Genomic DNA, 14158 nt, shown 5'->3' with positions numbered 1-14158 from the left:
GGGTTTAGTAGGTTGCCATTATCTTCTTTGTGAATTCCTCTTCTAAGGTGAGCGCTTTAACGACGTACACGCCCGTCTGCGGTACGGTGAAGTCGGCACGCTTTATGGTGCCTCCCGCCATGTCCGTCCGGCTCAGCAGCCTTCCTGATGTGTCATAGACGAGCAGTTCGGCATCGGTCTCCTTGGCGAGTTTCAGCTCGGCACTGAACGCCATACCGGTCACGTCCTTCCTTGTCACAGTGAGGGCAGAATGGGCTTGCCTCTCGATGAAGGAGGTGTTTTCTGCCGACCTTGTCTGTGCCTTGGGCACGCTCGAGCTGCACTCGCTGCCGATCATTACCGCCATGCTGTCCTCGACCGCCTTCTTCGTCTCGTAGGCCACGCCCCTCGAAACGCTCGTCAGGGCGAAGTCTCCGCCGTCGATGCTCAGCCCGTCGATGGTCGAGAGTCCCTTGTTGAAGCCCATGCCGAAGAGCCAGCCGAGACCGGCTTTCTTGGCCGCACGGTGGACGACGATGCCGTTTACCGTATAGCTTACCGTGTCGGGGGTGAAGATGATGCCGAGTGCGTCACCTCCATTCAGGGTGACGGCAGCACCCATGGGCTTACCCTCGACCACGACTTGTGCCGTGGCATTCTTCACGTCGAAGCCGTGGAGGATGTTCTTTCCCAGTCCGAGCGTGGTGCAGAGTCCCGCCCTGTAGTCGGAGGTGAGCGAGGGAATAGTCCATGTGACCTCTCCCTGCTTTCGGCGACCGACCGCATGGGCATACTCAACGCCTCCCGTGCTCTCCGCCATGATGTCGATGCCCGCGTTCTGCTTAATGAGCAGACTGTAGTTTCCTGGGAGCAGGTTCTTCACCGTGTGCGTGCTTGTGGCGAAGATTCCCCGTGAAGCTACGGCACCTTTCTCCATATTCTCCACGGAGTCCGCCAGCAGGCTGTATGAAAAACTCGGCAGGCCGACCACCATGCTGATGTCAAGGCTGCCGTCCTTTCGCGGCTTTCCGCCCGTACAGCTCGCATCGTGCGGTGTCAGCCGTGCCAGTATGCCGTCGAAGCTGGCGAAGGTGAACGTGTCGGATCCACTGCCGTCGGTGTCCATGAAGATGTTGTCGAAGACGAGTTTTTCACGGCTCGCGTCCTTGCGCGAGCATCTGATGATGATGTTTTCATGTATGTCGGTCTTGTCGCCCGCACCTCTGTCTATGAGCATGAAGACGTTGCGGTAGTCCGTGCCTGCGAACTTGTTGCCTTTGGCGAGGACTCCATATCCGAGCTCGACCATGTTGCCGCTGTCTCCGAATCCATTTCTGCGCAGTCTTGGGATATTTAATGCAGTCTCGCCGCCTGTCGTCTCGAAAATCATGCAGGCTGCCCTTGCCGTGCTTTCAACGGGTATGGTTATCTGCAGCTCCTTGCTGCCCCTGCCGTCGATGAGTAAGGTTACGCTGTTTCCTTTTCTGCGTACGATGAAACTCTTTCCGCCCGTATTGCCTGTTAAGACACGATTCTGTATTGTTCCGTCCTCTACGATTCGGATCTCACCCCGTGCGCTGACGTTGAAGCCGTATGCGCACTTCGTGCCCGATGCCTCGGTGAAGCCCACGTTGTAGGCGGGATGGAGTCTCGGGTTGGTGTACTCCATCGTACCGTTTCCCGTGTCGAGCGGGGAACTGACGATGTATGCGCCCTCCTTGGGCTCATTCTGCGACACTGCATCCATAAAACCGTCGGAGGTGACGGTGATACCGTTCTGCGTCCAGATGTCCTTCCTGTACTCGGTGGAGTCGATGTTCGTCCTGACGAGCCACCTGCGGTTCATGACGTGCCACGGTGTTTTTCCTTCCGTCTCGACGGTGGTCGTGGCGGCATTGTCGTCGCCCCATATCATAAAGCCGCCGTCGGGCATGGGAGAGCCATTCTCGCGTCCCATGACGAGAAGGCGTTGGCTCGTCGGCAGGCCGTATGGGTCTGCGTCTCTGAAGCTGTCGTATGTCTTTTCAGTAGAGTATCTTGGTGCTTCCTCGTAGCTCGTCGTGGAGAGGGGCTGGAAGAGGTCGCCCGCATCGTCGCGCCCGATGCCCGTCACCCTGTGATGGTACGCGGCACTTTCGTCCCTGTCCCATGAAAGGTTGCCAGTCCCCGTATAGTATGAACCGTTGAGCGTGATGCCGTATCTGATGGCGAGATAGGTCTCCACCTGCCTGCGCTCCAGCGGCGTGAGCGTCCTGCCGTATGCGATGAGCTCGGGCGTGTAGCCATTGAGCGCACCACCCCCGAACAGGGACTTGTCAAAGGCTGTCGTGAAATTGACGTCTCCGTCCCTGTATGTTCCCGTGGTGATGGTCGCACGTCTGCCTTCTCCCCACACGGAATGCACGGGGGCGCATGCCCTGATGTATGAGACGATGCGGGGACTCGTGGACTTGAATTCCTCTGCGGTCTGCCTCTCGCTCCCCGAATAAAGAAGGTCCTCGCCGGCCGTGCTTCCGTAGTCGAGCGGTTCTATGCCCTGCTGCCCGACCGCCTTGTCCCTGCTCACGAGGCTTCCCGCACCCTTGCGTCCGCTGACGGCATATAGCACCTCGTCCTTGTTATAGGCGGTAGTCGTCGGGGCAAACACCCCGATGACGGTCATCTGCGCGAGGTTGGAGTATTTCAGCAGACTCTCCTTCGGCTGATTCCCCTCGGAGAAGTTCAGGGCGGGGTTGAAGTTGAAAGTCCGTATCCATGTGTGCCGCTGCGTGAACTCACCACCGTAGGCTGCGCCCTTGGCATCGTAGAGGTTGGTTCTAACGGAGTCGCCCGAGAAGTCGCGCCAATGATAGTACCCCTGCAGATCCGTCGTCAGGGGGACGGTCTTCAGCCATGCCTCCGCACCGCTGACCTGACCGGGTGACTGCGCACGGGACTGCACGGGAATGAATAAGGCTGTAACTATTAGAAATGCTGTTTCGTGTAAATGTCGTCCCATAAGTTAATACTGTCTATGTTCTTTTTCAGTCTGATAAGATATCCGCAATAAAAACGGTAAAGAGAGAAAATCCGTAAAATAAAAGTTGGATGGATTGTATCGTGTGTGCGAAAATTGATTAATGCAAAGCCTTTTCGTAGAGTCCTGCATATCTCCCTTGACTGCCGAAAGTGGCGTTCTTTATGTCAAGGGGGCTGAAATTGGTAAAATCAACGTTGTCTTCATAAGCATGAACGTTTAAGTTGTTTTTTCCTAAGCGCAAATATAGGTTATTCTTCTTTAATTTGCAAGGAATTGCACAGAAAAATTTTATTTTTAACACGCAAAAGGATGATGAAGACAATAAAAAGGAAGTATTAGACAGCAAAATCACGACGAGGATGGGCTTTGGGCATAAAACGGCAATTCAAGTGCGGAAAAATGAAACGGACTGATAAAAAAGTGTGGCTTTCTCTTGTTTTCATCGAAAATAAAGACTACCTTTGCAACGTTAGGTAAGTGGTCTTTGAGACATTGCAGAATAAAGAAAGGGAAAGAAACTCGCTCGTTTCCAAATCGTTCACCTTTTATTATTCTATATTATGTTTTCCTTTTGTAATCAGCCGATTACATTCGCTCCTATTACTTTTATGCGGAGATTTGCGATTTTCGTACTGCCAAAGACATCGGTATCGACCGCCCCGAGAAAAATGAGATACTGCATAACATACCTCCTACACCCGAGCAGGAAGTCTTTATCGGCAAGCTGATGGAGTTTGCTAAGAGTGGCGATGCCACGCTTTTGGGACGAGCACCTCTGAGTGAGAGCGAGAAAAAGGCAAAGATGCTTATTGCAACAGACTACGCGAGGAAAAGATTCAAAAATATTGTATCTCTCAGATAATCAATAGAATAAGAAATAATAAAGGATAAAAGGGTTACGACTTGGAAACGAGTGCGTTTCTTTCCAATTCTTTATTCTGCATTACTTCAAAGACCACTTAATCTTATAGTGCAAAGATAATCATTTTCCGCTGAAATACAATTCTAAAGCAAGAATTTTATACGGAAAAATCAATTACTTTTAATTATGTTTGGAAAAATAACCTTAAAAGTGTATCTTTGTACTTACGTATTCTGCAATATACAATGATAAATCAACAGAAAAAGGTGATAAATAGAATTAAAGCTGTTTTGGCAGAAAAACAATTGTCTGGCAAATGGCTGGCGAATGAAATAGGTCGTACAGAGAATACCGTTTCTCGGTGGTGTTCCAATAAAGTGCAGCCGTCCCTTGAGAACCTTCTTGAAATCGCCAAGGTGCTAAAGGTTAATGTGAGAGAATTACTTAGGTCAACCGAAGAATAACCTTATATGTTAAACAAATAATAACAAAAGAATAATAAATATGCCAGTACAAAGTGAAGCTGCTCTTGAGAACGGACTTATTGCTACTCTTCAGCAAATGAACTATGAGTATGTACAGATTGAAGAAGAGAAAAATCTCCGGACAAATTTCAAAAGTCAACTTGAGAAACATAACAGGAAGAGACTGGAAGAGATTGGGCGTACCGAGTTTACCGAAGCCGAATTTGATAAAATATTGATTTATCTTGAGGGTGGCACACGTTTTGAAAAGGTAAAGAAACTTCGTGACCTCTTTCCACTTGAACTGGATGATGGAGAACGCCTGTGGGTGGAATTCCTGAACCGCACCCACTGGTGTCAGAACGAGTTTCAGGTTTCCCATCAGATTACTGTTGAAGGAAGAAAGAAGTGTCGTTATGACGTGACGATACTGATAAATGGTTTACCTTTGGTTCAGATAGAGCTGAAGCGCAGAGGGGTAGAGCTGAAACAGGCTTACAACCAGATACAACGTTATCATAAGACCTCATTCCATGGACTGTTTGACTATGTGCAGCTGTTTGTTATCTCCAACGGAGTGAACACGCGTTATTTTGCCAACAATCCGAATAGTGGCTACAAATTCACGTTCAATTGGACAGACGCGGCTAATGTTCCTTTCAATGAATTGGAAAAGTTCGCCACCAGCTTCTTTGACAAATGCACGTTAGGCAAGATAATAGGCAAGTATATCGTACTGCACGAAGGAGATAAATGCCTAATGGTGTTGCGTCCTTACCAGTTCTATGCTGTTGAGAAGATACTTGACCGTGTAAAAAATTCCAATAACAATGGCTATATATGGCATACAACTGGTGCCGGAAAAACGCTGACTTCATTTAAGGCTGCTCAGCTTGTAGCCGAATTAGACGATGTGGACAAGGTTATGTTTATAGTTGACAGGCACGACCTTGATACACAGACGCAGTCCGAATATGAGGCATTTGAGCCAGGTGCTGTTGACAGTACCGATAACACAGATGAACTTGTGAAGCGCCTTCATGGTAATTCCAAAATTATCATCACCACCATCCAGAAGCTCAATGCCGCTGCAAGTAAGCAGTGGTATAGCAGGCGGATTGAAGAAATCCGTCATTCTCGTATCGTGATGATTTTTGATGAGTGTCATCGCAGTCATTTCGGAGATTGCCATAAGAATATCGTCAGGTTTTTCGACAATACACAGATATTCGGATTTACAGGTACACCAATCTTCGTTGAGAATGCTGTGGATGGTCATACAACAAAGGAAATCTTCGGCAACTGCCTTCATAAGTATCTGATAAAGGATGCTATTGCTGATGAAAATGTACTTGGTTTCCTCATAGAATATTATCATGGCAATGCCGATGTAGATAATGCTAGCCAAAACCGTATGACGGAAATTGCCAAATTTATCCTTAATAATTTCAATAAATCAACATTTGATGGCGAGTTTGATGCTTTGTTTGCCGTGCAGTCTGTGCCAACACTTATTCGATATTATAAAATATTCAAGAGTCTTGATCCCAAAATTAGAATAGGAGCCGTGTTTACATACGCATCTAACAGCAGTCAGGATGACGCCCTTACAGGTATGAATACTGGTAGCTATGTGAGTGAAAGCACGGGCGAAGCAGATGAGTTACAGGCTATTATGGATGACTATAATAATATGTTCGGTACAAGTTTCACTACAGAAAACTTCCGTGCATATTATGATGACATCAATCTTCGTATGAAGAAAAAGAAAACAGACATGAAGCCACTTGACCTTTGTCTGGTAGTCGGTATGTTCCTGACGGGCTTTGACAGCAAGAAACTCAATACACTCTATGTGGATAAGAATATGGACTATCATGGATTATTACAAGCATTCAGTCGTACAAACCGTGTATTGAATGAAAAGAAACGTTTTGGCAAGATTGTTTGCTTCCGTGATTTGAAAAGCAATGTGGATGCTTCTATTAAGCTTTTCAGTAACAGCAATAATCTTGAAGATATTGTCCGTCCGCCTTTTAATGAAGTCAAGAAGAATTATCAGGAACTTACGACAAACTTCTTAAAACAATACCCAACTCCCAGCAGCATAGATTTGTTGCAGAGCGAGAAAGATAAAAAGCTGTTTATCCTTGCATTCCGTGATGTCATTAAGAAACATGCAGAGATTCAGGTTTACGATGAATTTGAAGAAGATGCTGCAGATCTTGGTATGACAGAGCAGCAATTTATGGACTTCCGAAGCAAATACCTTGATATTTACGATACATTTGCCGGTGGCTGTAAGCCTTCAGAAGAAAATCAAACGCCTGACGAAGATACAGAGTCCACGAAAACTTCAACAGAGTCAGGTATTGATGATATTGATTTCTGTTTAGAATTGTTGCATAGTGATATTATCAATGTAACTTACATACTTGAACTGATTGCTGATCTCAATCCTTACAGCGCAGATTATAAGGAAAAACGTACGTATATTATTGATACGATGATTAAAGATGCTGAGTTACGTAACAAAGCAAAACTGATTGATGGCTTTATACAGCAGAACGTGGATGATGACCGAGATAACTTTATGGCACGCAAACAACAGTCTGATGGTACAAGCGACCTTGAAGAACGATTGAACAACTATATCACGACTGAGCGGAACAATGCTGTAGATAAACTTGCAAAAGAAGAGGGCTTGGATGTAACGGTTCTCAATCATTACCTGTCTGAATATGATTACTTGCAAAAAGAACAACCAGAAATCATACAAGAGGCGTTGAAAGAAAAGCATTTAGGATTAATAAAAAAACGCAAAACATTGACAAGGATACTTGAACGCTTGAATTCTATCATACGAACATTCAGCTGGGAATAATATATTCAACAATGATAAAGATAATAAGAGGTTTAGATATAACAGCTTTAGGAGTCTGTGTGTATAACCGTAAGTGGCAATCAGTCCATCTACAACAAGGAGATATGGATGGAGCTTGCGCCGTTTATTCAATGATGATGAATCTTATAGTACTAAAGGTCTTCACTCGTAATCAAGTTACAAACTTAAATACATCGTTTAAAGGCAACACTGCCAAGGGAAGGCTTTTCAAGGAGTTTTTTGTAAAGGAAGGGTTGTGTCGTGATGGTTTCTATTTCTCAGAAATCAAAGAAAAGTTGTCTCATTCTTTTGCAAAAGAGGTTATGTCGTCAGTGCGGCAATATATGATTTCTCAATCAGCCCAAGCTTCGTATGTAGAGGAACTTAAAAAAGGAATAGACGACAACTTACCTTTGGTTACTGCAATTACATTTAAAGGTGGTGCTCATGCAATACTTGCCATTGGTTATGAAGAGCAAGAAGGTGTTATTAGGAAAATATTTTGTTTAGACCCAGGGCATACAATAAGTCAAACCGCCTTATGGAATAGCGTTATAATTCTAAATGAGGGGAAAGGTATGTATTGCCATCAGTATATAACAGATAAAGACGATACAAACGTCTTTGTTAGTGAAACGTTGAAAATAGAAAGGAAATAACAATATGAGCGAGGAATTACAACAGAAACTCCGTGACCAGCTTTGGGAAGTCGCAAACAAGTTGCGTGGCAATATGTCGGCAAGCGACTTTATGTATTTTACATTAGGCTTTATCTTTTATAAATATCTGTCAGAGAAGATTGAAAAACATGCCAATGACGCCTTAGTGGATGACGATGTTACCTTCAAAGAACTATGGGCAATGGAAAAAGATACCGATATAGAAGAACTACAAGAGAGCGTAAAGACCGAATGTATCGAAAACATTGGCTATTTCATAGAACCCAGTTTCTTGTTCTCATCTGTTATTGAGAGTATTAAAAAGAAAGAAAATATCCTGCCGATACTTGAGCGTTCTTTGAAGCGTATTGAAGATAGTACTCTGGGGCAAGATAGCGAAGAGGACTTTGGCGGTTTGTTCTCAGACATAGACCTCGCTTCGCCCAAATTAGGCAAGACAGCCGATGATAAAAATACATTGGTCAGTAATGTACTTCTTGCCCTCGATGACATAGATTTTGGCGTAGAGGCTTCACAAGAGATTGATATTCTTGGCGATGCTTATGAGTATATGATTAGCCAGTTTGCCGCCGGTGCAGGAAAGAAAGCCGGTGAGTTTTACACTCCGCAGGAAGTTAGCCGTATCTTGGCTGAAATTGTAACCCTCGGCCATGCACGCCTTCGCAATGTTTATGATCCAACCTGCGGTAGCGGCTCTTTACTGCTCCATGCAGCAAGTATAGGACATGCTAATGAGATATTCGGACAGGAGAAGAATCCCACAACCTACAATCTTGCTCGCATGAATATGCTCCTTCATGGCATCAAATTCAGCAACTTCCGTATTGAGAATGGAGACACACTCGAAGCCGATGCTTTTGGTGACACTCAGTTTGATGCCGTTGTTGCCAACCCTCCGTTCTCTGCAGAGTGGAGTGCTGCAGATAAGTTCAACAATGATGACCGTTTCAGCAAAGCAGGGCGGCTTGCTCCACGCAAAACAGCTGATTATGCGTTCATACTCCACATGCTTTATCACTTAAACGAGGGTGGAACTATGGCTTGCGTTGCTCCTCATGGTGTTCTCTTCCGTGGAAATGCTGAGGGGGTAATCCGCCGCTTCCTCATTGAGAAGAAAAACTATGTGGATGCTATCATCGGTCTGCCTGCCAACATCTTCTATGGAACAAGCATCCCTACCTGTATTCTGGTGTTTAAGAAATGCCGTAAGGAAGACGACAGTATTCTCTTCATTGATGCCAGCAAGGATTTTGAGAAGATAAAGACACAGAACAAGCTGCGCCCACAGCATATTCAGAAGATTGTTGAGAGCTACCGTGATCGCAAGGAGATTGAGAAATACAGCCACCTTGCCACCTTGGAGGAGATAGCCGAAAACGATTACAACCTCAACATTCCGCGTTATGTAGATACATTCGAGGAAGAAGAGCCTATTGATATTCATGCCGTGATAAAAGAAATCAAGGAGCTGGAAGCCAAACGTACCGACCTTGACAAGGAGATTGAAGGGTATCTGAAAGAGCTGGGATTGGTTGAATAAAAACGAAAGGAACTAAGTATGAAAGGTTATGCAAAACCGTTATATGAATTTATAGAAGGCAATAAAATCCAATTTGTAATTCCTGTCTATCAGCGTAATTACGATTGGTTGATAGACAATTGCGATCAGCTGCTTAGCGACTTGGTAAAGCTAAGTCACTTAAACAGATATTCTCATTTCTTTGGTTCTATCGTCACATCGTCTGCCGATAATAATAGCTACAATAGGTTGGTAATAGATGGACAGCAACGTTTGACCACCATTTCACTTCTTCTTTTGGCTGGAATAAAGGCAGTGAAAGATGATGCTATAGAAATAAGTGATAAGAAGAGAGTTGAAGAAGCTTATGAGGTTTTCTTGAATGCTAAGTTCTGTAACGCCGAACGTAAAATTAAATTAGTACCTATTGAGAATGACCGAATTGCCTACGACAAGATTTTTAATGGTGAGGGTTCCTTTAATGAAGAGTCTAAGATTACTCGCAATTATCACCATTTCTATGAGAAGTTGACGAGAAGACCACAATTATTGTCATTTGACCAATTGCTTGATGCCATCGAACGCTTGCAAATCATTTCAATAGAATTGGACAAAGATGATGATGCACAGCTCATTTTTGAAAGTCTTAACTCTACTGGATTGGCTCTTACAGAGGCAGACAAGATACGCAATTATCTTCTGATGTCCTTGACACCAGAAGAGCAACTGGAGTGTTTCAAGAACTATTGGCAAAAGATAGAACTTGCAACAGAAAGCCAACCAACAAGATTTTTGCGCGATTATCTCACCATCAAGCAACAGCTGCAACGCCCTGTTCGTTTGTCTAATATTTATTACGAATGGAAGAAGTACATGGAAGGGCATGACCGTAAAGAAGAATTGATTGAAATGTTGGACTATGCACATTACTATCAGCAAGTGGTGGAGGCAAAACTCTTCACCGCCAAACTTTCTGAGAAAATGCGTCATATCTGCAATATCGAAACAGACGTGGCCAATGTATTCTTCATTCAATTTTTGAAGTATGCCTCTACTAATGAACTTTCAGAAGCAGAAATGTACAAAGTGATTGACTTGGTGGAAAACTATTTGGCAAGACGTATTGTATGCAATATGCCTGGCAATGCACTTACACAGGTGTTCTGTGCTTTGCATAAGGATGTACTGAAAAGTCTTGAAGAATATGCCTCTGCTAATATTGAACTTGATTATTCTTATTCAGATATATTGACTTTTCACATTATGCGTCGTGATGGCAACTATCAGTTGCCAAGAGATGTACAGTTTGTGGAATCAATAAAGACCCGAGATGCCTATCACATGCTTAAGCCGTTCCAAATTTTCCTCTTTGAAAGGTTGGAGAATTCTGTGCATGGTGAATACAATGACGTAGCTATTGACATGAAAAAGAAGGATGCCACTATTGAACATATTATGCCGCAAACACTCAGTGGAGAGTGGAAAGCAATGCTTGGTGATAATTTTGAAGAGATACAAGAGAAATACCTTCACACATTTGCCAACCTGACATTGACAGGCATCAATAGCGAACTTAGCAACAAGCCTTTTGTTATAAAGCGTGATGGCAAGGCAATCGGAAATGAAATATATCCAGGTTACAGAAATTCCAAGTATCGCTTGACTAAAAATGTCACTTTGTGCGAGAAGTGGACTGAAACTGAATTGCAAAATCGCAGCAATGAAATTGTGACAATATTTTTGCGTCTCTATCCATTGCCACAAACCACATTCAAGCCATTGCCTAAGCCTGTTGATGAAGTGTCTCTGGAAGAGGAATCTTTCACTCCGACAAACAGGCAGCTAAAAGGCTTCCGTCTTTTTGGCAACGAATATACCGAGACAACATGGAAGGAAATGTTATTACGAGTGGTTAAGATGGTTGAACAACAATATACAGACATTGTAGATACACTCTATGATGCTGAAGGCTTCTTTTGGTCAGCCCAACAAGCTGATACAAGATATTGCACACAGATTGCTCCACAAAAATACTTGTGGACATCTATGGACAACAGAAGCAAGCTCCGCTGTTTACGATTCCTTTTTGAAAAGTGTGACATTGCCGAGTCTGAATTAGTAATGTTGCTTGAACCTATAAGAGAATAAAGTCATATGGAATATATAGATTTCAAGAAATTGATTGATGCTCTGACAGCCAAGCCAAAAGAAACAGAGTGGTTAGAGTTTAAGCACAATTTTCATTCTAAAGAAGAGATAGGGGAAAGAATCTCAGCCTTGTCGAATAGTTCCTATTTGTGTAATATGCCATTTGGCTATATTGTATTCGGTGTTGATGATAAAAGTCATGATGTTGTTGGCACCGACTTGTACGGCAAACAAATAATGGTTGGCAACGAAGAACTTGAATCTTGGCTATCAACTCGCTTGAATCCTCGTATAGACTTCGAGATTATTGACGATTTCAATTATGAGGATAAAGGTCATGTCTGTATCTTCAAAATTCCAGCAACAATCAATCGCCCTGTAAGTTTCCTACATGAAGCATACGTTAGAGTCGGCACAATAACACGCAAGTTGAAGGACTTTCCTGCAAAGGAGGCTAAGATTTGGAAAGGCGATCGTAAATCTTTGGAAAAGATTGTCTTGAAAAAAGGATTATCTGGTCAAGACGTTTTCTCCTACCTTAGTGCAGAAACTTATTTTGACATGATGCACTTACCTCTTCCACAAGATACAAATGGTATTTTGGATAGGTTTTTAGCTGAAAATTTGATAACGAAAGATGAGATTGGCTACAGTATTACTGAACTTGGGGCCATTCTGTTTGCCAAGCACCTATCTGATTTCGATGGTCTGAAGCGAAAAATGGTTAGAGTCATTGTCTATAAAGGCAAAAATAAGATTGAGACCATTCGTGAACAGACTTTCGATAAAGGCTATGCCATAGGCTTTGAAGAAATGGTTGCATGGATAAACAGCCAGCTGCCTGCCAATGAGGAGATAGGCATGGCTTTAAGAAAGGATGCCCGTATGTACCCGGAAATATCCATTCGAGAATTGGCGGCAAACATGATTATTCATCAAGATTTTGCTGTACAGGGCTTTCCGATGATTGAAATCTATTCTGATCGTATTGAATTTTCCAACCCAGGGCAACCCCTTATCAGTGTGGAGCGTTTCATAGATGAATATCAGTCAAGAAACGATACTCTTGCAGATATCATGCGCAGAATGGGCATTTGTGAGGAAAAAGGTAGTGGTATGGATAAGACCATATTCTATGTGGAACTGTATCAGTTACCACCAGTACGTTTCCAGCTCTATGAAAGCCGAACCACTGCAACGGTATTCTCTTATCGGAAATTTGCAGATTTGGATAAGTCCGAGAGAGTGAGGGCTTGTTATCAACACGCCTGTCTCAAATATGTCTCCAATGAAAAGATGAACAATCAATCTCTTCGCACACGCCTGGGAATAGAGGATAAGAATTATCCAATGGCATCAAGGATAATCAAGGATGCTTTGGAAGCGAAACTGATAAAAGAGGAAAATGCAGAGGGAGGTAATAGGCATAACTATATCCCATATTGGGCATAGGCCATGTAACTACCATGTAACTGAAGGTTCAAATAAGTGCCAAATTTAGCCCCAAACCCTCATATAATGGGGTATGGAGCATATACCGACCATGTAACTGGCATGTAACTGAGATATGATTGGCAACTAAAATTAAGGATTCAAAATGACAACAACGATAGATAACGAACAAAAGACACTCAATGTCCCAAATCTGAGATTCCCTGAGTTTGAGGGAGAGTGGGAGAAATGTAGGGTTTCTGACTTGTTGGATTTCTATTCAACAAACTCTCTTAGTTGGGATAAATTAGAATATGGAACAAATGCTATTCAAAATCTACATTATGGTTTGATTCATGTTGGATTGCCAACAATGGTTGACCTTGACAATGACAAATTGCCTAACATTGTGAGTGGCAACACTCCCAAAAATTATGAGCTTTGTCAAGAAGGGGATATTGCTTTTGCTGATGCTTCGGAAGATACGAACGAAGTCGCTAAAGCTGTTGAGTTCTATAATCTTAACGGCAAGGATGTGATTTGTGGATTGCATACTATTCATGGAAGAGACAACCAGCATAAAACCATTGTTGGATATAAAGGGTATGCCTTTTCTTCTACGGCATTTCATCAACAGATTAGAAGAATTGCACAGGGCACAAAGATATATTCAATTAACAGCAAGAACTTTTCTGAATGTTATATTGGTATTCCTTCAAAAGGAGAACAGAAGAAAATTGCCACGTTGCTTCGGTTAATAGACGAGCGTATTTCTACCCAAAACAAAATCATTGAGAAATTAGAGTCCTTAATTAAGGGAATTAGAAATGATGTTTTTGGAAAACTTAGGAAAAGTGTTGGTTTTAATGCAATGATTAGCGATGTTCTTAGCTATGAACAACCACAATCATATCTTGTTGAAGATACTGAATATACAAATGAAGGAACTCCTGTACTAACAGCAAACAAAGCCTTTATCTTGGGCTACACATCAGAAATAGAAGGAATATATGACAAGGGTGATTGCATCATATTCGATGATTTCACTCTTGATTGTAAATATGTTGATTTTCTTTCAAGGTCAAATCTTCTGCCATAAAATTCTAACGGCAAAGAATAAAGAACTTTTGCGCTATACATTTGAGTTTTGAAATATCTTGATTTGTCTACAG

The 14158-nt window shown here is 43.1% G+C and carries 8 protein-coding genes and 1 pseudogene; 8 read left to right on the top strand and 1 reads right to left on the bottom strand.

Features of this window, described 5'->3' with window-relative positions; genetic code table 11:
* Window positions 1-4: 4 nt before the first annotated feature.
* The gene (locus HMPREF0666_RS12890; RefSeq protein ID WP_009012801.1) at window positions 5-2977 is read right to left on the bottom strand and encodes a T9SS type A sorting domain-containing protein; all 2973 of its coding nucleotides are present in this window, start codon (window positions 2975-2977) and stop codon (window positions 5-7) included.
* 625 nt (window positions 2978-3602) lie between these two features.
* Here HMPREF0666_RS12890 and HMPREF0666_RS18715 point away from each other — a divergent pair.
* From HMPREF0666_RS18715 to HMPREF0666_RS12845, 8 genes and pseudogenes are all read left to right on the top strand, one after another.
* Window positions 3603-3860 (top strand): annotated as a pseudogene (locus HMPREF0666_RS18715) (helicase); the annotation flags it as partial.
* Window positions 3861-4105: 245 nt separating this feature from the next.
* Window positions 4106-4324: a helix-turn-helix domain-containing protein gene (locus HMPREF0666_RS12875; protein WP_042856375.1), complete on the top strand. Its 219-nt coding sequence runs from the start codon at window positions 4106-4108 to the stop codon at window positions 4322-4324.
* A 40-nt stretch (window positions 4325-4364) separates the two neighbouring features.
* Entirely contained in the window at window positions 4365-7208 is a 2844-nt protein-coding gene (locus HMPREF0666_RS12870; protein WP_009012799.1) for a type I restriction endonuclease subunit R, read from the top strand.
* 11 nt (window positions 7209-7219) lie between these two features.
* Window positions 7220-7867: a hypothetical protein gene (locus HMPREF0666_RS12865; RefSeq protein WP_009012798.1), complete on the top strand. Its 648-nt coding sequence runs from the start codon at window positions 7220-7222 to the stop codon at window positions 7865-7867.
* A 4-nt stretch (window positions 7868-7871) separates the two neighbouring features.
* Entirely contained in the window at window positions 7872-9428 is a 1557-nt protein-coding gene (locus HMPREF0666_RS12860; protein ID WP_009012797.1) for a type I restriction-modification system subunit M, read from the top strand.
* An 18-nt stretch (window positions 9429-9446) separates the two neighbouring features.
* Entirely contained in the window at window positions 9447-11555 is a 2109-nt protein-coding gene (locus tag HMPREF0666_RS12855) for a DUF262 domain-containing protein (RefSeq protein WP_009012796.1), read from the top strand.
* Window positions 11556-11561: 6 nt separating this feature from the next.
* Window positions 11562-13007, top strand: coding sequence for an RNA-binding domain-containing protein (locus HMPREF0666_RS12850; protein ID WP_009012795.1), 1446 nt, complete (start codon window positions 11562-11564; stop codon window positions 13005-13007).
* A gap of 145 nt (window positions 13008-13152) precedes the next feature.
* A complete protein-coding gene (locus HMPREF0666_RS12845; RefSeq protein ID WP_009012794.1) occupies window positions 13153-14085 on the top strand; it encodes a restriction endonuclease subunit S in 933 nt (310 codons plus the stop codon).
* Window positions 14086-14158: the final 73 nt, after the last annotated feature.

Origin of the sequence: Prevotella sp. C561 (genome assembly GCF_000224595.1) — a bacterium.
In the GTDB taxonomy this organism is placed as follows: Bacteria; Bacteroidota; Bacteroidia; order Bacteroidales; family Bacteroidaceae; genus Prevotella; species Prevotella jejuni.
The sequence above is the reverse complement of the archived record's forward strand: the minus strand, read 5'-3'. Positions and strand labels throughout refer to the sequence as shown.

Excerpts from the sequence above, each read along its gene's own strand:
- HMPREF0666_RS12860 (WP_009012797.1), top strand. The coding sequence starts at position 7,872 with ATGAGCGAGGAATTACAACAGAAACTCCGTGACCAGCTTTGGGAAGTC.
- HMPREF0666_RS12870 (WP_009012799.1), top strand. The coding sequence starts at position 4,365 with ATGCCAGTACAAAGTGAAGCTGCTCTTGAGAACGGACTTATTGCTACT.
- HMPREF0666_RS12875 (WP_042856375.1), top strand. The coding sequence starts at position 4,106 with ATGATAAATCAACAGAAAAAGGTGATAAATAGAATTAAAGCTGTTTTG.
- HMPREF0666_RS12845 (WP_009012794.1), top strand. The coding sequence starts at position 13,153 with ATGACAACAACGATAGATAACGAACAAAAGACACTCAATGTCCCAAAT.
- HMPREF0666_RS12890 (WP_009012801.1), bottom strand. The coding sequence starts at position 2,977 with ATGGGACGACATTTACACGAAACAGCATTTCTAATAGTTACAGCCTTA.
- HMPREF0666_RS12855 (WP_009012796.1), top strand. The coding sequence starts at position 9,447 with ATGAAAGGTTATGCAAAACCGTTATATGAATTTATAGAAGGCAATAAA.
- HMPREF0666_RS12850 (WP_009012795.1), top strand. The coding sequence starts at position 11,562 with ATGGAATATATAGATTTCAAGAAATTGATTGATGCTCTGACAGCCAAG.
- HMPREF0666_RS12865 (WP_009012798.1), top strand. The coding sequence starts at position 7,220 with ATGATAAAGATAATAAGAGGTTTAGATATAACAGCTTTAGGAGTCTGT.